Source organism: Streptomyces sp. 17_S59 (assembly GCF_056930295.1).
The window spans coordinates 1,044,784-1,065,177 of the sequence record NZ_JBXOWD010000001.1; the positions used below are offsets into that span (position 1 = coordinate 1,044,784).

Genomic DNA, 20,394 nt, shown 5'->3' on the forward strand with positions numbered 1-20,394 from the left:
GTCAAGCCCCTGAAGAGCATGAGGGCGCACATGCAGGAGCACATGAACAGAGCGCACGAACGACAAAACGGCCGGTCCCCCTCGAAGGGGACCGGCCGTGGCTGGTCAGGAGGCCGTTCCGACGAAGTCCAGCTGGGCCTCGGCCGGTAGGTCCGTCCGGCGCCTGACGTTGAGTTTCCGGTAGGCCCTGGTCAGGTGCTGCTCGACGGTACTGACCGTGATCCGCAGCTTCCGGGCGATCTCCCGGTTGGTCAGGCCCTGCCCGGCCAGCGCCGCGACCCTGCGCTCCGCCTCGCTCAGGGCCTCGACGCCCCCGGACTTCTCGGGGCGGCCCAGGTGCGCCCTCGGCACCACCCGGCCCGAGCCCGGCATCAGCTGCTGGCACAGCGGCTCGGCCTGGCACGCCTTGGCCAGCTGCCAGGCCCGCCGCGCGACCATCCGGGCCCGGTCCGAGGTGCCCAGCATGTGGTGCACCTGGCTCAGGTCGGCGAACGCCCGCGCCAGCTCCAGCCGCGCGCCGCAGGCGTGCAGGATGTCGACGGCCTCGCGCAGCGGCCGGAACCGCTGCCGGGGCTCCAGCGCCGACGCCAGGACCCGCAGCCCGAGCCCGCGCGCCCGTGTCGCCCCGCCGCCGCACCGCGCCAGCTGCTCCTCGGCCAGCCGCCTGGCCTGGTCCCGCTCCTCCAGGGCGACGAGCGCCTCGGCCGCCCCGGCCCGCCACGGCACGAGCCCCGGGCTGTCGATGCCCCAGTCGGCCATCAGCTCACCGCAGATCTGGAACTCCCCGAGCGCGGCGTGCGGCCGGCCGGTGGCCAGGTAGTGGTCGCCGCACGCGTACCGGTAGTGCAGCTCGAACCGGGTGCCGAACATGCCCTTGGGCACGGCCTGGTCCAGCACCTCCTCGGCCACGTCGAACCGGCCCGTCGCGGTCGCGGCCAGCAGCCGGCTCGCGAGCGGCGCCCCGACGCCGACGCCCCAGCCGGCGGCCGGCACCAGCGTCAGCGCGGCGGCCGCGTACTCCTCCGCCCCCGCCAGATCGCCCAGCCGCACGGCGATCTCCGCCCGGGCGGCCGTGAGCCGGGCCTCCCCGGTGCGGAAGTTGCGCGCCCGCGCCTCGGCGACCAGGGCGTCGCAGCGGGGCAGGGCGAGGTCCAGCCGGTCCGCGTAGATCAGGGCGTACAGGGCGTTGGTGAGCGTGCTGAGCGTCGCCCCGGTCAGGCGGCCGCTCTGCAGTATCTGCTCGGCCGCGGTGACCGCGTCGCCGTTCGGGCCCGCGGTCAGCACGGTGGTGAGCGCCTCGGCGGCGTGCAGCACGGGGTCGTTCGCGACGGTGACGGGGGTCGGCTCCTTGGCCGCGGGGGCGACCGCGTCCGCAGGCATCCTGGCCAGCAGGCCGGGGTAGGACGAGGCGAGCGACCGCTGGAGCACGCGCAGCGACCTGGTGGTCTCGGCGTCCAGGGGGCGGACCGTGCCCCGCAGCCGCTCCAGCGCCTCCCCCGCCTGGTCGGTGTGGCCGAACCAGAGCAGGTGGTCGATGGCGGTCACGGCGAGCCGGCCGCCCAGTTCGCCCTCCCGCAGGGCGGCGTTCAGCCGGGGCAGGTGCCGGGCCGACGCCGACGAGGAGCCGGACCGCAGTTCGGTGTCGGCGAGCAGCACCGTGAGCACGGCCCGGCGGCGCTCGTCGGCGCAGTTGCGCCGGGCCAGTTCGAGGCAGTCCAGCGCGAACTCCACCCTGCCCTCGGCGACCGCGCACGTGGCGGCGTCCTGGAGCACGCCGACGGCCCACGACCCCGGGTCGCCGTCCGAGGCGACGAGGTGCTCTGCGACCGCGGTGGCCTCCACTCCCTCGCGGTACAGCAACTCGGCGGCCCGTACGTGCAGTTCGACGCGGCGCGCGACGCCCATCTGGTGCAGGACGGCCGTCCGGCCGACGGGGTGCCGGAACCGTCCGGCCGCCAGCAGGCCGATCGCCTCCAGGCGTTCGACGGCCTCGGTCACCTCGCCGGTGCCCGCGCCGACGAGGGCACCGATGAACTCGGGGGCGGCGTTGTCGCCGAGCAGGGCCAGGCCGCGCGCGACCTCGACGGTCCGGCAGCCGGACCGGTGCAGACAGGCCAGCACCGCGTCCGCGTACGCCTCGCCGGGCTGGGGTGCCGGGCCCCTGCCCTCCCCGGCGGCCGCGTCGCGGGGCTGGTCGTCGACGACGGCGCGGGCGAGGAGCGGGTTGCCGCCGCTGAACGCATGGCAGTCGGCGGCCGGCTGGCCGCCCACGGGCACCTCCAGGCGCTCGGCCAGCATGGCCGCAATGGCGGTGGGGGACAGGTGGTTGAGCTTCATCCGGCGGCAGTGCGGCTGGTGCATGAGGTCCGCGCGGAAGGCCCGGTCCGCGGCGGGTGCACCGGCCCGCTCACTGACCATCAGCAGCAGCCGGGCGCGCCGGATGCGCCGGGCCAGATACATCAGGCACTCCATGGACAGACGGTCCACGGACTGCACGTCGTCGACGCTGACGACGACCGGGCTGCTGTCGGCGAGGTCGAGCAGTGCGGTGCACAGGACCTTGACCATGCGGGCGCACGAGCGGGTGAGCGCCGCGGGCAGGGGCAGCGGGAGCGAGGCGGCCTCGCGGAGGATGTCGTGGACGAGAGCGGCATTCTCCTCCGTGAGCGGCGCCTCCCGGAATAACTGCTCGATGGCGCCGAGCGGCAGCTTCTGCTCGGCCGGCCCGCAGGCGGAGGTCAGCACCAGCGCGCCGGATTCGGCAGCGAACTCGTTGAACTCATGCAGGAGAGCGGTCTTTCCGGCTCCGATCACACCGCTGAGAATTATCGTTTCCCCTCGGCCCTGGGCTGCAGCGGCAAAGGATTCGCGGAGAACACCCATTTCGGCGTCCCGTTCGAACAGGTTCACAGTCATCCCCCGTCCTGACTACCTGCAAAAGTGAAGTCGCTGAGAGTTTCAGTTTCATTGTCACGTTGCGCGATGGGCCCGAACTCGATCAGACGTACCGGGGCGGCAGTAACCACAATGATCTTTGGGGCAAGTTCTGAGAGACTGTAACAACTGAGAGAGGGCCGCGACAAGCATCGTCGACGGCCCCCGGGGCACAGCACCCCCGGTAACGCGCGCCTAACACAATCGTGTGTCTGCCGACATAATTCCAAAGAGGTAAAGAGGGGATAAATCCCTGACCAAGTTCCAGCCAAACCGCTGGATTTGATCGAGGTTCCGGCGGGCCGATCAATATCCCACCGGGGCGAAACGATCAATGGCCGTCCGGCCCCCGGACAGGGGCTGCCACCGGTAGGGGTTGCTAGGGGAGGCCCACGGGTTGGCAGCACCCGCCCCGCTCGACAGTATTCCGGTCGGGAGTCCGGCGTGGTTGAGTACGGCAGAACCGCCGTCAGGGCCATTCCACCGCGGTCTCGGCGGGTCGGCCGGTGCGGTGGGCCGGACATCTCGCGAGAAGGAGCGGACCAGCCGATGCCGTCTCATGCCGAAGACAACATGCTCTGGATCAGACGTTTCACCCCGTCAGCAACCCCTAGAGCGCGCCTCGTCTGTCTTCCGCACATGGGCGGTTCGGCGAACTTCTTCTTCCATATGTCGGAGCAGCTCGCACCGTCGCTGGAAGTGCTCTCCGTGCAGTATCCCGGGCGGCAGGACCGGCATTCCGAGGGATGCATCGAGGACGTCCACGAACTGGCGGGCCACGTATTCGACGCGCTTTCCGACTGGGCCGACCTGCCGATGCTGCTGTTCGGCCAGGACATGGGTGCGCTGGTGGGTTTCGAACTGGCCCTGCTGCTGGAGGAGAAACAACGGACGTGCCCGCTGGCCCTGTTCGCCGCCGGCTGCCCGGCCCCGACGAGCGGGCGGGACGAGCGCATTCACCTCCTCGACGACAGGGGCCTGGTCGCCGAGGTGCAACGGCTGAACGGAGCGGACTCGGACGCCGCCCCGCTCTCCGACGAACAGATGCTGCGCATCATCCTGCCCTCCATCAGGAGCGACTACAAGGCCTTCGAGACCTACCGGCACCGGCCGGGCGCCCGGGTCAGCTGCCCGGTCATCGCCCTGATCGGCGACCGGGATCCGAAGGTGAGCGCCAACGAGGCCAACGGCTGGGGCCGGCACACCTCCGGGACATTCGAACTCCAGGTGTTCCCCGGCGGGCACTTCTTCCTCGAGGAGCACCAGCCGGAAGTGGTCAACCTGATCTCCGACCTCTTTCTCTCGATCTGACTCCCAGCCGATTTCCGATTCTCTTTCCGATTCAGGGGAGCCCACTGCCGATGGCCGATCAGATTCAATCCTCGGACGCCCTGCTGGAATACGTCAGGGACGTCTCGCTGCGCGACGACCCGCTGCTGCGCGGACTGCGCGAGGAGACCGCGGCGCTGCCCATGGGCACGGCGATGCAGGTCATGGCCGAGGAAGGCCAGCTGCTGGCACTGCTGGTGCGCCTGTGCGGCGCGTCCACCGTGGTGGAGGTCGGGACCTTCACCGGCTACAGCGCGCTGTGCATGGCCCGCGCACTGCCCGCCGGCGGCCGGCTGATCACCTGCGACATCACGGACCGCTGGGCCTCCGTCGCCGCGCCGTACTGGAGCAAGGCCGGGGTCTCCGACCGGATCGAGCTGCGGGTGGGCGACGCCGCCGGCACCCTGGAGCGGCTGCTGGAGGAACTCGGCCCCGACTCGGTGGATCTGGTCTTCATCGACGCGGACAAGGCCAACTACCCCAGGTACTACGAGTCCGCGCTCGCCCTCACCCGCCCCGGCGGGCTGATCGTCGTCGACAACACCCTGTTCTTCGGACGCGTCGTGGACCCCGGGGCCCAGGACCGGGACACCGCGGCGGTACGCGAACTCAACCTCCTGCTGCACCGGGACGAGCGCGTCGACATGTCGCTGCTGGTGATGGCCGACGGCATCACACTGGCCCGCAAACGGCAGCCGTGACCCCCGCACCCCTTAAGGGGTGACACACCTTTCGGATAGGGGGGTTGACCGTCCGACGGGCGCGTAAATACGGTGAATTCACGCGCCTCCTCACCTTGCGGCGCAGAAAATGCGGAATTGCTCGACGGAAACCGCGGCAACTGTTCCGGAGGTTCGGTGACAGCCAATTTGACGGCGCATCGGCTCACTGTGCTGGGCGCCGGTGTCATGGGCACCAATATTGCAACGACGGCCATCGGTCACGGCGTACCGGTGGTCCTCGTCGACATTGACGAGGACCGGCTGGAGAAGGCCCGTTCGGAGATATCCACGAATGTGCGGCACGGTCGGCTGATGGGCGCACTGCCCGCCGACCGGGAGACCGGCGAACTGGTCACCACCGTGTCGGCGGCCGACGGCGTCGAGGCGACGGCGGTCATCGAGGCGGTCACCGAACAGCCCGAGCTGAAGTACAAGGTGCTCGGGGAGATATCAGCCGCCGTACGCCCCGGCACCCCCCTGATTTCCAATACCTCGGGAATTCCGATCGACGAGCTGGCCGACGCCGTGTTGCGTCCCGCCGAACTCGTCGGCATCCACTTCATGAACCCGACGTACCTGATCCGGCTGGTCGAGGTCGTCCGCGGGCCGCGCACCGGAGAGGCCACCATGGCGGCGGTCACCGGGCTGCTCGGCGCCATCGAGCGGCGCGCGATCGTGGTGAGCGACTCCCCCGGCTTCGTGACCAGCCGGCTGCTGCACCCGATGATCAACGACGCGGCGCGGATCGTCGGCGAGGGCATCACCACCGCCGAATCGGTGGACGCCCTGATGGAGGGGTGCCTCGGGCACCGGACCGGCCCGCTGCGCACCGGCGACCTGATCGGCCTGGACAACCTCGCCGACTCGCTCGACGTGCTGCACCGGCGCACCGGCAACGACGATTACCGGCCCTGCGCATTCCTGCTCGACAAGGTCCGCGCGGGCGACCTGGGCCGCAAGACGGGCCGCGGGTTTTTCGACTATGGAGAGGCACTTTCGTGACGAGCGACGAACTGACCACGACCGCCCCGGTGACCGCCGAGACCGTCGAGACGGCCCTGCTGGAGTTCCTCGAGGCGAGGACGAAGGCCACCGTCGAGAAGGACCAGGACCTGTTCGCGTCCGGCCTGGTCTCGTCGATGTTCGCCATGGAACTCGTCGTCCACCTCGAGGGCACGTACGACATCGCCATCGTCGGCCCGGACCTCAAGCTCGACAACTTCCGTACCGTACACGGCATGTCCGGGCTGGTGCTCCGGCTGCGCGACGAGGCCGCCGCGGACTCCGATGCCTGAGCCGCGCCCGGAGCCGCTCGCCGAGGAACGCCGCCTGGTCGGCGAGCTGGTCGGGGACCAGCCGGCCGCATGGGACCTCAAGGGCGAGATACCCCACGACCTGCTGCACGCGCTCGGCGCCCGGGGCGCGCTGTGCGCCCAGGTCCCCGGTGCATTCGGCGGACTCGGCGCCTCCAGCCGTGACAACGGCGAGTTCACCGCCTACGTGGGGAGCCTGTGCAGCTCCCTGCGGAGCGTGATGACCTCGCAGGGCATGGCCGCGTGGACCGTCCAGCGGCTCGGCACCCGCGAGCAGCAGCGCGCCCTCCTCCCCCGGCTGACCGGCGGGGAGCTGGCGGCCGTGGGCTTCAGCGAGCCCTCGGCGGGCAGCGACGTGTCCGCGATGACCACGCGGATCCGTGCCGAGGGCGACTCGGTCGTCCTCGACGGCGAGAAGAAGTGGATCACGGCGGCGCACTACGCCGATCTGCTGGTTGTGTTCGGTCGCTATGAAGAAGGCACAGACGGCACCGGTGACCGGGGGGCAGCGGCCGTGGTCGTGCCCGCCACCGCCCCGGGGGTGCGGGTGCGCCGCGTGGCCGACCCGATGGGCTGCCGCGCCGCGGGCCACGCCGACCTCTCCTTCGACTCGGTCCGGCTGCCCAAGGACGCCGTCCTGGGCGGCTTCGGGCAGTCGCTGCCCCTGCTGGTCACGGTGGCGCTCGCGTACGGCCGGTTCTCGGTCGCCTGGGGGTGCGTGGGCATCCTGCGGGCCTGCCTGGACGCGGCCGCCCGGCACGCCTCGTCCCGGGAGCAGTTCGGCAAGCCGCTCGCGCAGCACCAGCTCGTCGCGGGGCACCTGGCCGACCTGCTGGTCGCCGAGCAGTCCGCGGCACGGGCCTGCGAGTACGCCAGCGACCGCTGGGACGCGGGCTCCCCCGACGTCGTCGTCGCGACCGTGCTCGCCAAGCACACCAGCGCCGTGAACGCCGCGCGCGGTGCCGCCACCGCCGTGCAGGTCCTGGGCTCGGCCGGCGCGTCCGACGGCGAGGTGGTGGCCCGGGCGTACCGGGACGCCAAGCTCATGGAAATCATCGAAGGCAGCAACGAGATCTGCCGGCTGCTGCTGGCGCAGCACGTGACGAGCACGGCGGCCGCAGCGGACCGGCGTCCTTGAGGACTTGAGGAGGAGTCGTGGCCGACCGGCCAACCCTGGTGAAGTGCCTGGTCTGGGACCTGGACAACACCCTCTGGCGGGGCACGCTGCTGGAGGGCGGCCCGGCCGAGGTCGACGCCGCCGTGCGGGAGGTCGTCGTCGGCCTCGACGCGCGCGGCATCCTCCAGTCCGTGGCCAGCAAGAACGACCACGACCCGGCCTGGGCCCGGCTGACGGAGCTGGGCCTCGCCGAGTACTTCGTCCTGCCGAAGATCGGCTGGGGCCCGAAGTCGGAGTCGGTACGCGCGATCGCCGACGAGCTGAACTTCGCCCCCGCGGCCGTGGCGTTCGTCGACGACCAGCCCGCCGAGCGCGCGGAGGTCGCCTTCCACCTGCCCGAGATCCGCTGCTACCCGGCGGAGCAGGCCGGATCCCTGCTGGAGCTGCCGGAGTTCAGCCCGGCCACCGTCACCGTGGACTCGCGGCGGCGGCGCCGGATGTACCAGGCCAGGTTCCGGCGGGAGGCCGAGCAGGCGAGCTTCGCCGGGCCCGACGAGGAGTTCCTGCGCTCCCTGGAGATGGTGATGCGGATCGACCGGGCGGGCGAGGAGGAACTGTCCCGGGTCGAGGAACTCACCCTGCGCACCAGCCAGATGAACGCCACCGGAGTGCACTACTCCGATGCGACGCTGCGCGCCCTGCTGAACGATCCGGAACAAGAGGTGCTGACCGCCGCCATGGCCGACCGCTTCGGCCCGCACGGCGCCGTCGGCGTCCTGCTCGTCGCGCGGCGGCCCGGGGTGTGGCACCTCAAGCTGCTGGCCACGTCCTGCCGGGTCGTCTCGTTCGGCGCCGGGAGCGTCATCCTCAACTGGCTGGCCGACGAGGCCGGCCGGGCCGGGGTCCACCTGGTGGCCGACTTCCGCCGGACCGACCGCAACCGGATGATGGACATCGCCTACCGCTTCGCGGGCTACACGGACGACCCGTGCGCCTGCCGGGACGCCCTGGAGCCCGCCGCCGAGGAGGGCATCGAGCGGCTCCACCTCACCCCGCAGCGGCAGCAGCCCCCCACCACGATGAAGCTCATTGCCCCCGAGCTGGCGGCGCCGGTCGTCTGACCGCGCCGCCGCTGACCCCACTGCCGTCCGGCTGACGCCGGGGCCCCACCGGGCCCCGGCGTCAGCCGCCGTCCGGGTCCGCCCGGTCCAGCGCCGGGCGGGGGCCGGGACCGGTCTCCAGGAGCAGGTGGTCGGCGGCGGCGGTGTCCGTGACCAGGCTGGTGACCAGCCCGGAGCGCAGCACGGCACCGATCGCCGCCGCCTTGCGCAGCCCGCCCGCGATCGCCACGACCTCCGGGATGCGGCGCAGCCGGTCCGCCTCGACCGTGATGCAGCGCTCGCCCAGGTCCCGGCCGATGCGCCGGCCCTCGGCGTCGAAGAGGTGCGCGGACATCTCCGCGGCGGCACCCAGCGAGGCGTAGTGGGCGCGCTCCTCCTCGGTGAGCATGTCGTAGACGGTCGAGATGCCCGGCGCCCAGGAGCCGATCGAGACCGCCGCGACCGTGACCTTGTCGAAGTAGTCGAAGGCCCGCGCGATGCCCGTCTGGCCGCGCAGCGCGGCGGCGGTGGCCGAGTCGGGCAGCAGCATCGGCGCGTAGATCGGGTGCGCCTCGCCGCCGGAGACCTGGGCCGCGCGGCGCACGGCCTCCACCGAGCCGCGCTCGGCGGTGCCCGCGTCGTACACGCCCGTGAGCTGCACGACCGTGCACGGAGGCAGCCGGTGCAGGGCGGCGGCCATGTGGATCGTGGACCGGCCCCAGGCCAGGCCGAGCACATCGCCCTCGTGCACCAGCTCGCCGAGCAGGTCGGCCGCCACCTCGCCCAGGTTCTCCGGGTCGGGCGCGTCGTCGGCCGCGTCGGCCGGGGACTCCACCACGACCGCGTGCCGCAGCCCGTAGCGGGCGCGCAGCGCGTCGGAGCGCTCCGCGTCCAGCTCGGCCGGCACCCGGATCTCGATCCGCACCAGATCCCGCTCCAGGGCCGTCTCCAGCACCCTGGCCACCTTGAAGCGGCTCACGCCGAACTCCTCGGCGATCTGGATCTTCGACTTGCCCTCGAGGTAGAAGCGGCGGGCCATCGCCGCCGCCTGCACCAGCTCGGCGGGCCCCATGGGCGACGCTGAACGGCCCGTCGACACCGCGATCTCCTCACTACTGTGTCCACGCTTGTGTGCAAGCTGTGGAGCTGTTGGACTCGGTCTCATCCTGTCAGATGCGGCGGTCCTTGATCAGTCCTCGACCTCCGCCCTCAGCAATTCGGGCGAGCGGCACGGGGCGCCGGGTGGGTCAGTGGGCGCAGGCCCAGGGTGCACCGGCGGTGGCCTTTTCCGCCTGCGTGCGCAGAGAGCGTACGGCGGCCGCCGGGTCGTCCGTACCGTAGACGGCGGATCCGGCTACGAACACGTCCGCGCCGGCCTCGGCGCAGCGCTCGATCGTGGCGGCCGAGACGCCGCCGTCGACCTGGAGCCAAATCGGGAGGTTGTGCCGCGAGATCAGCTCCCGGGTGCGGCGGATCTTGGGCAGCATGATGTCGAGGAACGCCTGGCCGCCGAAGCCGGGCTCCACGGTCATGATGAGGAGCATGTCCAGCTCGGGCAGCAGGTCCTCGAAGGGCTCGATCGGCGTGGCGGGCTTGAGCGCCATCGACGCCCGGGCCCCCAGCCGCCGGATCTCCCGCGCGAGCCGTACGGGCGCGTGGGCGGCCTCCGCGTGGAAGGTCACCGACCCGGCGCCCGCCTCGGCGTACTGCGGGGCCCAGCGGTCCGGGTCCTCGATCATCAGGTGGCAGTCCAGCGGGGTGTCGGTGGCCTTGACCAGCGACTCCACGACCGGCACACCGAGCGTGAGGTTGGGCACGAAGTGGTTGTCCATCACGTCGACGTGGAGCCAGTCCGCGCCTTCGACGGCCTGCGCCTCTTCGGCGAGACGGGCGAAGTCGGCGGAAAGGATGCTGGGGTTGATCTGCACGGCCATGCCCCCAAGCCTGCCATGCCGCGGGCGCGGCGTTGACCGTGGGGCTCGTGGCCGGGGGCCGATACAGCCCGTCCGGCATTTGAGGACCGGGGGTCCGGGGGCGGAGCCCCCGGTTACACGCGCCGCAGCAGCGCCAGATACATCGCATCCGTACCGTGCACATGCGGCCACAGCTGCACGTCCGGCCCCTCGCCCAGCGCCGGCACCCCCGGCATCAGCGGCCGCGCATCGATCCACTCCGCCTCCGGCGCGGACCCGCCGCGCCCCTTGAGGACGTCCTCCACCACGACCCGCGTCTCCGCCAGGTGCGGCGAGCACGTGGCGTACCCGACGACCCCGCCGACCCGCACCGCCCGCAGCGCCTCGCGCAGCAGGTCGCGCTGGAGCGGCGCGAAGCCGGCCAGGTCCTCGGGGCGGCGCCGCCAGCGGGCCTCGGGCCGCCGGCGCAGGGCGCCCAGGCCCGTGCAGGGCACGTCGACCAGGACCCGGTCGAAGGAGCCCTCCCGCCACGGCGGACGGGTGCCGTCGGCGGCGATCACCTGGTACGGGCCGGGGTTGCCGGACAGCGCGCGCTCGACGAGACGGGCGCGGTGCGGCTGCTTCTCGGAGGCCAGCAGCGCGGCACCGCGCTGCGCCGCGAGCGCGCCGAGCAGGGCGGCCTTGCCGCCGGGCCCCGCGCAGCCGTCCAGCCAGCGCTCGTCCGGCCCCTCCAGCGGGGCCGCCGCGAGGGCGAGGGCGATCAGCTGGCTGCCCTCGTCCTGGACGCCCGCGCGGCCCTCGCGCACGGCGTCCAGCGCCCCGGGCTCGCCGCCCTCGGCGAGCCGCACGGCGTGCGGGGACCAGCGGCCGGGCAGCCCGGCGTCGCCGCCGAGCGCGGCCAGCAGCTCGTCGGTGGTCGAGCGGCCGGGCCGGGCGACCAGGGTGACCTCGGGCCGCTCGTTGTCCGCCGTCAGGAGGTCCTCGATGCCCGCCCGGCCGCCGCCGAGCGCGTCCCACAGGGCGGAGACGATCCAGCGTGGGTGCGAGTGCACGACCGCGAGGTGCTCCTCGGGGTCGTCCTCGTACGGCGGGGCGACCTTCTCCAGCCAGGCGTCCAGGTCGTGGGCGGCGATCCTGCGCAGCACGGCGTTGACGAACTTCGCGCGCCCGTCGCCCAGCACGCAGCGCGCCAGCTCGACGCTGGCCGAGACCGCGGCGTGGCTGGGGATGCGGGTGCCGAGCAGCTGGTGGGCGCCCAGGCTCAGGACGTCCAGCACCGGCGGGTCCACCTCGCGCAGCGGGCGGTCGACGCAGGACGCGATGATCGCGTCGTAGGTGCCCTGGCGGCGCAGCGTCCCGTAGACCAGCTCCGTGGCGAGCGCGGCGTCGCGCGCCTCGAAGCCGCTCTTCTCCCGGGCCTTGCGCAGCAGCGGGGGGAGCACCAGGTTCGCGTACGCGTCCCGCTCGTCGACGGCCCGCAGCGCCTCGAAGGCAAGCATCCGCACCGGGTCCTTCTTGGGCCGGCGGTGGGGCTTCGCGGGACGCTTGCGAGGGGTCTGATCGTTCACGAAAGGTGCTCCGGAGCTGGGCTGATGAAGGTCTCCAGCCTACGCCGCGTCACTGGGCGGCGAGCTTCTCGCCTGCGGTGATACGGACGCCGCGGGCCCAGTCGGCCGCCTGCATCGGCTTCTTGCCCTGCGGCTGGACCCACTGCAGCTGCACCGCGTGCGAGCCGGTGCCGACGTGGAGGGAGTTCTTCGCGACGGCGACCTCGCCCGGTGCGAGGTCCGTGCGGTCGGGGGCCGGGGTCACGGACATGACCTTCAGACGGTCGCCACGGAAGGTCGTCCAGGCGCCGGGGGCGGGGGCGCAGCCGCGGACGACGCGGTCGACGCGCAGCGCGGGCGCGGACCAGTCGATGCGGGCGTCCTCGACGCTGATCTTCGGGGCGAGGGAGATGCCGTCCGCGGGCTGCGGCACGGCCTTGAGCGAGCCGTCCTCGATGCCGTCCATGGTGGCGGCCAGCAGCCCGGCGCCGGCGAAGGCGAGCCGGGTCAGCAGGTCGCCGCTGGTGTCGGTGGGGCGGACCTGTTCGGTCAGCACGCCGTAGACGGGCCCGGAGTCCAGGCCCTCCTCGATCTGGAAGGTGGAGGCTCCGGTGACCTCGTCCCCGGCGAGGATCGCGTGCTGGACGGGGGCGGCGCCGCGCCAGGCCGGCAACAGGGAGAAGTGCAGGTTCACCCAGCCGTGGACCGGGATCTCCAGGGCGGCCTTGGGCAGCAGCGCACCGTAGGCGACGACCGGGCAGCAGTCGGGGGCGATCTCGCGCAGCCGGGCGAGGAAGTCCTCGTCGCGCGGGCGGGCGGGCTTGAGGACCTCGATGCCGGCTTCCTCCGCGCGCTCGGCGACGGGGCTGGCGACCAGCCGGCGGCCGCGCCCGGCGGGGGCGTCGGGGCGGGTGACGACGGCGACGACCTCGTGCCGCTCCGAGGCGAGCAGGGCGTCGAGGGCGGGGACGGCGACCTCGGGGGTACCGGCGAAGACGAGCCTCATGGGTGGCGGACTACCTCTCTCGTGAGCGCTCTCGTGGCGCCGGGGGCCGGCATTGCGGGACGGCGGACCAGTCTAGAGGCGGCCGGGCACCGGGGGGCGTGCGGGCTGGTGCGCGCCCCATTCCGGCGGATGTACGCCCCCATACCGTGACCCAGCGGCCCCTGGCGCGTTGGGTCAAGAGAGATTGACCTGAACGGGCCGCAACCGCGGCCCGCTTCCGTTCCGTTGACTGTCAACCGTCCGTCAACTCTCATCCCCGATTCGTCCTTTTAACCGCCGGTCCGAGAGGCTTGTTCATGCCCGACCACGCAACCCACGACGCCCAGGCACGGGCCAGCCTGCATCTCCTGGTCCGGGACATCGAGAGGGTCCGCCGCCAGGTGGACGCCCTGCGCACCCTCACCGCTCAGCTGGGCAACGTGTACCGCCCCCGCCGCACCGGCCCGTCCGCGGGCTTCGTCGTCTACGGCCGTGCCCCCGCGCCGACCGTGCGGCTGGCGCAGGAGCTGCGGGACAGCGTCGAGACGCTGGTCACGGCGGCGGTGGACTTCGACCGCTCGCTGGGCTTCTCGTGGGACGCGGTGGGTTCGGCGCTGGGCGTCACCAAGCAGGCGGTGCACCGCCGCTACGGTGCGCGCCGCGCGGGCGCGCAGGGCACGACCGAGGCCACGGAGCAGGTCCGCACCGCGGAGCCGTCGGCGGTGCCGGTCGTCCCGGCGGCCCGCACGGTCCCGGGCCAGCCCACGGCCCACCGCGAAGAACCCCGGGCCTCGGTCTTCCCGGGCCCGAGGAACGGCTGAACCCCCGGGGGACCCGGGGGCGCGCCCCCCGGTTTCGGGAAGGGGCGGGATTGGGGAATCCCACCCCGCCGCAACGGCGCCCAGCCCCCATGACGCACCCCGGCGGTGCCGAACCCACCGCAAGCAGCGGCACCGCACACGGCTCACCCGATGTCCGGCGGATCCACCCGCAACCACACCGGCTCCCCCTCGCGGCGAGCGAGCCGCACCGCCTGCGCGGCCTTGAGCGCCGCGGCCAGCGCCGCCCCCTGCCCGGGCCGCACCCGGAGCAGCGCCCGCTCCCAGTGCTCCCCGGGCGGGGGGTCGCCCGCCCGGCGCGGGCGCCCGGCGGCGGGCGGTGGCACGGGCACCGGCCCCAGCACGTCCGTCCCCGCCGGCAGCTCCGCCGCCGCGATCAGCTCCGCGACCGCCTCCGGCGGCCCCGTGACCGCCGCCATCCGGGAGACGGGCGGAAGGCCCAGCTCCGCCCGCTCGGCGAGTTCGCGCACCGCATGGCCGGCCGGATCCCAGCGGACCAGGGCCTGCACCGGACGGAGCGTCGGCTCGGCCACGATCACCACCGTGCCGCCCGCCTCCTGGCCCCGTACCAGCGCCGCGGCGCCCAGCCAGCGGCGCAGCGCCTCCTCCCCGGCCCGCAGGTCGGGGCGGCCCAGCAGGGCCCAGCCGTCCAGCAGCAGGGCGGCCGCGTAGCCGCCCTCGGCGACCGGCTCGGCGCCGGGCGTGGAGACGACGAGCGCGGGCCGGTCGGGGACGGTGTCCAGCACGTGGTCGCGCCCGGAGGTCCGCACGGGCACGGCGGGGAACGCCCTCCCCAGCTCCTCGGCCGTGCGCCGGGCGCCCACGACCCGGGCGCGCAGCCGGAAGCCGCCGCACTCACCGCAGTGCCAGTCGCCGACTTCCCGCCCGCACCAGCCGCAGTGCAGCACGCCGTCGGCGCCGCGCGCCTCCAGCGGACCGGCGCAGTGCCCGCAGCGCGCGGGCTCGCGGCACTGCTCGCAGCCCAGGCGGGGCACATAGCCCCGGCGGGGGACCTGCACCAGCACGGGGCCGTGCTTGAGCCCCTCGCGCGCGGCCTCCCAGGCGACCGTGGGCAGCCGGGCGGCCCGCGCGGCGGCGTCCCGGGCCTCGTCGCCCTCCCCCACCGTGCGGACCCGGGGCGCGGCGGCCCGCACCCGCTCGCGGGCGGCGGTCAGCGGCAGCGCCCAGCCGGTCTCCACCAGCTGCGCGGCCTCCACCGTGCAGCCGAAACCGCCGAGCAGGAACGCCGCCTTCTCGTGCGCGGCGCGCAGCAGCAGCACCTCGCGGGCGTGCGGCTGGGGGGCGTGGGGCTCGCTGTGGCTGGAGTCGCCGTCGTCCCAGATGGCCACGAGGCCGGGATTCCGTATGGGCGCGAACATGGCGGCGCGGGTGCCGACCACGGCCCGCACCGCACCCCGGCTGACGGCCAGCCAGCGGCGGTAGCGCTCCTCCGGCCCGGTGTCGGCGGTCAGCAGGACGTGCCGGCCGGCGCCCAGCAGCTCGGTGAGCGCGGCGTCCACCCGGGCGGCGGTGCGCCCGTCGGGTACGACGATCAGCGCCCCGCGCCCCGAGGCGAGCGCGGCGGCGGCGGCCCGGGCCAGCTCGCCGGGCCAGTGCGGCCCGGGCAGCGCCGTCCACACGGCGCGCGGCGAGTCGCCCCGGGCGACGGCGTCGAGGTAGGCGGGCCCGGCGGGATACCGCGCCCAGCTGCCGGGCTCCGGCACCCGGGGCGGTGGCAGCGGCCCCGGCGAGGGCTCGCCCTCGATGCGGGCGTGCCGCGGCGGCACGGCCAGCTGCAGCACATCGGCGAGCGAACCGGCGTACCGGTCGGCGACGGCCCGGCACAGCCCCAGCAGCGCGGGGCTCAGCACCGGCTCGGGGGACAGCACCTGCGCAAGCGCGGCGAGCGGCCCCTGGTAGTCGGACTCGGCGACCCGCTCCACGATGAACCCGTCGAGCAGCCCGCCCCCCTCCCGGCGCCCGCCCCGCACGTTCCGCGTGCCGGCGCCGAAGCGCACCCGCACCCGCACGCCGGGCCGGGCCTCGGCGTCCAGCTCGGCGGGCACGGCGTAGTCCCACAGCCGGTCGAGGTGCACGGGGCCCTTGTCCACCAGCACCCGGGCGACGGGCAGCTCCTTGGCCAGCTCGGCCCCCCGCCAGGTACGCGGCTTGGCCCGCGGCACCTTGGCCTTGCGCACGGTCTCGCGGATGAACGCAAGCTGCTCCGGCTCCCCCCCGCCCCGCTCTCCCCCGGCCCGCCCGTTCTCGCTGCTCACAGCCCCAGTCCTACCAGACGGCACTGACAGCGGCGGCGTGCGCGGTGCGCCCGGGACCGTGCCCGGACACACGACCGGCCCCGAACCGATTCCTCGGTCCGGGGCCGGTCAGGCGTGCGGGTGGGACTTACAGCCCCACAGCCTTGCGCAGCGCGTCCACGCGGTCCGTGCGCTCCCAGGTGAAGTCCGGCAGCTCGCGGCCGAAGTGGCCGTACGCGGCGGTCTGGGCGTAGATCGGGCGGAGCAGGTCGAGGTCGCGGATGATCGCGGCCGGGCGGAGGTCGAAGACCTCGGAGATGGCGTTCTCGATCTTCTCGGGCTCGACCGTGTTGGTGCCGAAGGTCTCCACGAACAGGCCGACGGGCTCGGCCTTGCCGATCGCGTAGGCGACCTGGACCTCGCAGCGGGCGGCCAGGCCTGCGGCGACGACGTTCTTGGCGACCCAGCGCATGGCGTAGGCGGCCGAGCGGTCGACCTTGGACGGGTCCTTGCCGGAGAAGGCGCCGCCGCCGTGGCGGGCCATGCCGCCGTAGGTGTCGATGATGATCTTGCGGCCGGTGAGGCCGGCGTCGCCCATGGGGCCGCCGATCTCGAAGCGGCCGGTGGGGTTCACCAGCAGGCGGTAGCCGTCGGTGTCCAGCTTGATGCCTTCCTCGACCAGCTCCTTGAGGACGTGCTCCACGACGAACTCGCGGACGTCGGGAGCCAGCAGCGAGTCCAGGTCGATGTCGGACGCGTGCTGCGAGGAGACGACGACGGTGTCCAGGCGGACGGCCTTGTTGCCGTCGTACTCGATGGTGACCTGGGTCTTGCCGTCGGGGCGCAGGTAGGGGATGGTCCCGTTCTTGCGGACCTCCGACAGGCGGCGGGAGAGCCGGTGCGCCAGGTTGATCGGCAGCGGCATCAGCTCGGGCGTCTCGTCGCAGGCGTAGCCGAACATCAGGCCCTGGTCGCCCGCGCCCTGGCGGTCGAGCTCGTCCTCGTCACCCTCGACGCGGCTCTCGTACGCCGTGTCGACACCCTGGGCGATGTCCGGGGACTGCGCGCCGATGGACACCGAGACGCCGCAGGAGGCGCCGTCGAAGCCCTTCTTGGAGGAGTCGTAGCCGATCTCGAGGATCTTGTCGCGCACCAGCTGCGCGATCGGCGCGTACGCCTTGGTGGTCACCTCGCCGGCGACGTGCACCAGGCCGGTGGTGATCATGGTCTCGACTGCGACCCGGGAGGTCGGGTCCTCCCGCAGAAGGGCGTCGAGAATGGTGTCGCTGATCTGGTCAGCGATCTTGTCGGGGTGACCCTCGGTCACGGACTCCGAGGTGAACAGGCGGCGGGACACATCGCTCCCTGGGGTTGCAGCGGCTGCTGGCTGATCATTGAAGGACCCGGACGAGAGCTGCGCTCGGCGCGGATCCGTTGCCAGTTTATCCGGCGTTCTCTCGCTTCGGGCATCCCGCCTGCCATCACAAGCAGGGTGACCTGCGACACCCGCCCCCTGGATCCCAGGGGACACACGGGTGGCGCCTTTAGGACAGGCGGCCGGTAAGGCGGTCAGGACAGGCGACCGGCGACCAGGTCCCAGACGGTGTCGGCGAGGGCCTCCTTGGGGCCGTGCGGGACCGGGGTCTCGGTGCCGTCGGAGGCGAGCACGACGGCCTCGTTCTCCTCCGAGCCGAAGGTCCGGCTCTCCCCCACTTCATTGACAACCAGCAGGTCACAGCCCTTCCGGGCGAGCTTGGCGCGACCGTTGGCGAGCACGTCGTCGGTCTCCGCGGCGAAGCCGACGACCACCTGGCCGGGCCACTGCCGGCCGGCCGACAGCTCCGCGAGAATGTCCGGATTGCGAACGAGCGCCACGGGCTCCGGCTCCTGACCGTCCCGCTTTTTGATCTTGCCCGTGGCGTAGTGGGACGGCCGGAAATCGGCCACCGCCGCGGCCATGACGACCGCATCGGCGTCCGCCGCCGCGTTGATCACGGCCTCGCGCAGTTGCACGGCCGTCCCCACGTGCACGACCTCGACCCCGGCCGGGTCGGGCAGCTCGCTGTTGGCCGCGACGAGAGTGACGCGTGCGCCGCGTGCGACGGCGGTACGGGCCAGGGCGTACCCCTGCTTGCCGGAGGAGCGGTTGCCGAGGAACCGGACGGGGTCGAGCGGCTCCCGGGTGCCGCCGGCGCTCACGACGACGTGCCGGCCCGCGAGGTCGGCCGCCTGCTCCCGGACGCCCCGGGCCAGCACCCGGCGGCAGACGTCGAAGATCTCGGCGGGGTCGGGGAAGCGGCCCTTGCCGGTGTCGGCGCCGGTCAGCCGGCCGACGGCGGGCTCGATCACCAGGGCGCCCCGGCGGCGCAGGGTGGCGACGTTCTCCTGGGTGGCGGGGTTCTCCCACATCTCGGTGTGCATCGCGGGTGCGAAGACGACCGGGCAGCGGGCGGTCAGGAGCGTATTGGTCAGCAGGTCGTCCGCGAGGCCGTGCGCGGCCTTGGCCAGCATGTCCGCGGTGGCAGGGGCCACGACGACCAGGTCGGCCTGCTGCCCGATCCGCACATGCGGCACCTCGTGGACGGTCTCCCACACCTCGGTGCCGGCCGGGTGCCCGGACAGCGCGGCCCAGGTCGCCTCGCCGACGAACTGCAGGGCCGAGGCCGTCGGCACCACGCGCACATCGTGCCCCGACTCGGTGAGGCGGCGCAGCAGCTCGCACGCCTTGTACGCGGCGATCCCGCCGCTGACCCCCAGGACGACCTTGGGCTTGTCCATCGCTCTCGCTTCTCCCCACTCCCGTACGCGTGGACGTACGCGCACGTGCACACACGTACTACGTACGGTCCTATGACACACCAAGGGCCCGGCAGCCGCGCTGCCGGGCCCTCGATGAGGAAATTCGGTGCTTACGCCGCCGGGGCCTCGACAGCCTCGGAGGTCAGCAGGCCCGCGTTGATCTCACGGAGAGAGATGGAGAGCGGCTTCTCGTGGACGTGGGTGTCCACCAGCGGGCCGACGTACTCCAGCAGGCCCTCGCCGAGCTGCGAGTAGTACGCGTTGATCTGGCGCGCGCGCTTGGCGGCGTAGATCACGAGGCTGTACTTCGAGTCGGTGGCCTCGAGCAGCTCATCAATCGGCGGGTTGATGATGCCCTCGGGCGCGGTGATGGAAGAGGACACTCTCTGCCTTCCGAAGGGGGTGAAGAAAGATGTTCAGTGCAGCAAGGCTAGCAGCTCACGCGCAACGTCCTCGACGGAGGTGTTGACCAGCGTGGTGTCGAACTCCGACCCGGCGGCCAGTTCGATCTTCGCGGCCGCCAGCCGGCGCTCGATGACCTCGGCCGACTCCGTCCCCCGGCCGGTGAGCCGGCGGACCAGCTCCTCCCAGCTCGGCGGCGCCAGGAAGACCAGCTGGGCCTCCGGCATGGTCTCGCGGACCTGCCGGGCGCCCTGGAGGTCGATCTCCAGCAGCACCGGCTCCCCCGCCTCAAGGCGGTCAAGCACGGCCTTGCGGGGCGTGCCGTAGCGGTTGCCCGCGAACTCGGCCCACTCCAGCAGCTCGCCGTTGGCGATGAGCTTGTCGAACTGCTCGTCGTCCACGAAGAAGTACTGGACGCCCTCCTGCTCGCCGGGGCGCGGCTTGCGGGTGGTGCAGGAGACCGAGAGCCACACCTCGGGGTGGGCCTTGCGCATATGGGCGACGACCGTGCTCTTGCCGACCCCGGAGGGGCCGGAGAGCACGGTCAGCCGCGGTTGTCTGGCCGGGGGGACGGGGGACGTCCCCCGGGAGACTGCAGTACTCATGCAGCGATTATCCCGGTTCCCGGGAGTGCCTGGGAACGCCGGGCCGTCCCGGGTCGGCCGTGGGGGCCGCCGTCAGGCGGCCTTGTTGCCGAACTCGCGCTCGAGGGAAGCGATCTGGTTGGAGCCGAGTCCGCGCACCCGGCGGCTCTCGGAGATCCCGAGCCGCTCCATGATCTGCTTGGCACGGACCTTGCCCACACCGGGAAGGCTCTCCAGGAGGGCGCTGACCTTCATCTTGCCGATGACATCGTTCTCCTGGCCCTGCTTGATGACCTCGTGCAGCGAGGCGCCGGAGTGCTTGAGCCGATTCTTGACCTCGGCGCGCTCCCGGCGAGCCGCGGCGGCCTTTTCGAGCGCGGCTGCGCGCTGTTCAGGGGTAAGGGGCGGAAGAGCCACGCCTACGTCACCTCGGATGTCGAACTGTCGGATACGGACCGGTGAGGAACCTAGTCGGCCCACACCTGGGGAGCAACGAGCAACGCGCTTGCACGTTCGCTCTCGTCGGAGACTAGCGGCCGATCCCGCTCCAGTCAG

18 protein-coding genes are annotated in these 20,394 nt (G+C 73.0%); 7 read left to right on the plus strand and 11 right to left on the minus strand.

The window, feature by feature from the left end:
* Positions 1-105: 105 nt before the first annotated feature.
* Positions 106-2,916: a helix-turn-helix transcriptional regulator gene (locus AC1Z4A_RS04330; protein WP_483676487.1), complete on the minus strand. Its 2,811-nt coding sequence runs from the start codon at positions 2,914-2,916 to the stop codon at positions 106-108.
* Positions 2,917-3,507: 591 nt separating this feature from the next.
* Here AC1Z4A_RS04330 and AC1Z4A_RS04335 point away from each other — a divergent pair.
* From AC1Z4A_RS04335 to AC1Z4A_RS04360, 6 genes are all read left to right on the plus strand, one after another.
* Positions 3,508-4,245, plus strand: a complete 738-nt coding sequence (locus tag AC1Z4A_RS04335; protein ID WP_483683501.1) for a thioesterase II family protein — start codon at positions 3,508-3,510, stop codon at positions 4,243-4,245.
* Between the two features lie 50 nt (positions 4,246-4,295).
* Positions 4,296-4,964 (plus strand): O-methyltransferase, encoded by a 669-nt coding sequence (locus tag AC1Z4A_RS04340; RefSeq protein WP_483676488.1) that lies wholly within the window; start codon positions 4,296-4,298, stop codon positions 4,962-4,964.
* A 156-nt stretch (positions 4,965-5,120) separates the two neighbouring features.
* A complete protein-coding gene (locus AC1Z4A_RS04345) occupies positions 5,121-5,987 on the plus strand; it encodes a 3-hydroxyacyl-CoA dehydrogenase family protein (protein WP_483683502.1) in 867 nt (288 codons plus the stop codon).
* The gene (locus AC1Z4A_RS04350) at positions 5,984-6,280 is read left to right on the plus strand and encodes an acyl carrier protein (protein ID WP_483676489.1); all 297 of its coding nucleotides are present in this window, start codon (positions 5,984-5,986) and stop codon (positions 6,278-6,280) included. Before AC1Z4A_RS04345 ends, AC1Z4A_RS04350 begins: the two co-directional genes overlap by 4 nt.
* A complete protein-coding gene (locus AC1Z4A_RS04355) occupies positions 6,273-7,436 on the plus strand; it encodes an acyl-CoA dehydrogenase family protein (protein ID WP_483676490.1) in 1,164 nt (387 codons plus the stop codon). The genes AC1Z4A_RS04350 and AC1Z4A_RS04355 overlap by 8 nt, the downstream gene beginning before the upstream one ends.
* 17 nt (positions 7,437-7,453) lie before the next feature.
* Complete coding sequence (locus AC1Z4A_RS04360) at positions 7,454-8,536, plus strand: HAD-IIIC family phosphatase (RefSeq protein WP_483676491.1); 1,083 nt, start codon at positions 7,454-7,456, stop codon at positions 8,534-8,536.
* 61 nt (positions 8,537-8,597) lie between these two features.
* On the opposite strand, the gene AC1Z4A_RS04365 is transcribed toward AC1Z4A_RS04360, so the two are convergent.
* The 4 genes from AC1Z4A_RS04365 to fmt all read right to left on the minus strand — a co-directional run bounded on the left by AC1Z4A_RS04365 (position 8,598) and on the right by fmt (position 12,981).
* The gene (locus AC1Z4A_RS04365) at positions 8,598-9,587 is read right to left on the minus strand and encodes a sugar-binding transcriptional regulator (protein ID WP_181143586.1); all 990 of its coding nucleotides are present in this window, start codon (positions 9,585-9,587) and stop codon (positions 8,598-8,600) included.
* Between the two features lie 175 nt (positions 9,588-9,762).
* Complete coding sequence (rpe, locus tag AC1Z4A_RS04370; protein ID WP_483676492.1) at positions 9,763-10,449, minus strand: ribulose-phosphate 3-epimerase; 687 nt, start codon at positions 10,447-10,449, stop codon at positions 9,763-9,765.
* Positions 10,450-10,562: 113 nt separating this feature from the next.
* A complete protein-coding gene (locus AC1Z4A_RS04375; RefSeq protein ID WP_483676493.1) occupies positions 10,563-11,996 on the minus strand; it encodes an RsmB/NOP family class I SAM-dependent RNA methyltransferase in 1,434 nt (477 codons plus the stop codon).
* 49 nt (positions 11,997-12,045) lie between these two features.
* Complete coding sequence (gene fmt, locus AC1Z4A_RS04380; RefSeq protein ID WP_483676494.1) at positions 12,046-12,981, minus strand: methionyl-tRNA formyltransferase; 936 nt, start codon at positions 12,979-12,981, stop codon at positions 12,046-12,048.
* Between the two features lie 296 nt (positions 12,982-13,277).
* Between fmt and AC1Z4A_RS04385 the strand changes: the two genes are divergently transcribed.
* Positions 13,278-13,781 (plus strand): hypothetical protein, encoded by a 504-nt coding sequence (locus AC1Z4A_RS04385; RefSeq protein WP_483676495.1) that lies wholly within the window; start codon positions 13,278-13,280, stop codon positions 13,779-13,781.
* A 143-nt stretch (positions 13,782-13,924) separates the two neighbouring features.
* Here the strand turns inward: AC1Z4A_RS04385 and AC1Z4A_RS04390 are convergent, their stop codons facing one another.
* The 6 genes from AC1Z4A_RS04390 to AC1Z4A_RS04415 form a co-directional block, all read right to left on the minus strand.
* Positions 13,925-16,075 (minus strand): primosomal protein N', encoded by a 2,151-nt coding sequence (locus AC1Z4A_RS04390; protein WP_483676496.1) that lies wholly within the window; start codon positions 16,073-16,075, stop codon positions 13,925-13,927.
* 127 nt (positions 16,076-16,202) lie between these two features.
* Complete coding sequence (gene metK, locus AC1Z4A_RS04395) at positions 16,203-17,411, minus strand: methionine adenosyltransferase (RefSeq protein WP_483676497.1); 1,209 nt, start codon at positions 17,409-17,411, stop codon at positions 16,203-16,205.
* Positions 17,412-17,623: 212 nt separating this feature from the next.
* Positions 17,624-18,832: a bifunctional phosphopantothenoylcysteine decarboxylase/phosphopantothenate--cysteine ligase CoaBC gene (coaBC, locus tag AC1Z4A_RS04400; protein WP_483676498.1), complete on the minus strand. Its 1,209-nt coding sequence runs from the start codon at positions 18,830-18,832 to the stop codon at positions 17,624-17,626.
* A gap of 131 nt (positions 18,833-18,963) precedes the next feature.
* Complete coding sequence (rpoZ, locus tag AC1Z4A_RS04405) at positions 18,964-19,236, minus strand: DNA-directed RNA polymerase subunit omega (protein ID WP_483676499.1); 273 nt, start codon at positions 19,234-19,236, stop codon at positions 18,964-18,966.
* A 33-nt stretch (positions 19,237-19,269) separates the two neighbouring features.
* On the minus strand, positions 19,270-19,860 hold the full coding sequence (gmk, locus tag AC1Z4A_RS04410) for a guanylate kinase (protein WP_483676500.1): 591 nt from the start codon (positions 19,858-19,860) through the stop codon (positions 19,270-19,272).
* A 72-nt stretch (positions 19,861-19,932) separates the two neighbouring features.
* Complete coding sequence (locus tag AC1Z4A_RS04415) at positions 19,933-20,256, minus strand: integration host factor (RefSeq protein ID WP_362084480.1); 324 nt, start codon at positions 20,254-20,256, stop codon at positions 19,933-19,935.
* Positions 20,257-20,394 lie beyond the last annotated feature (138 nt).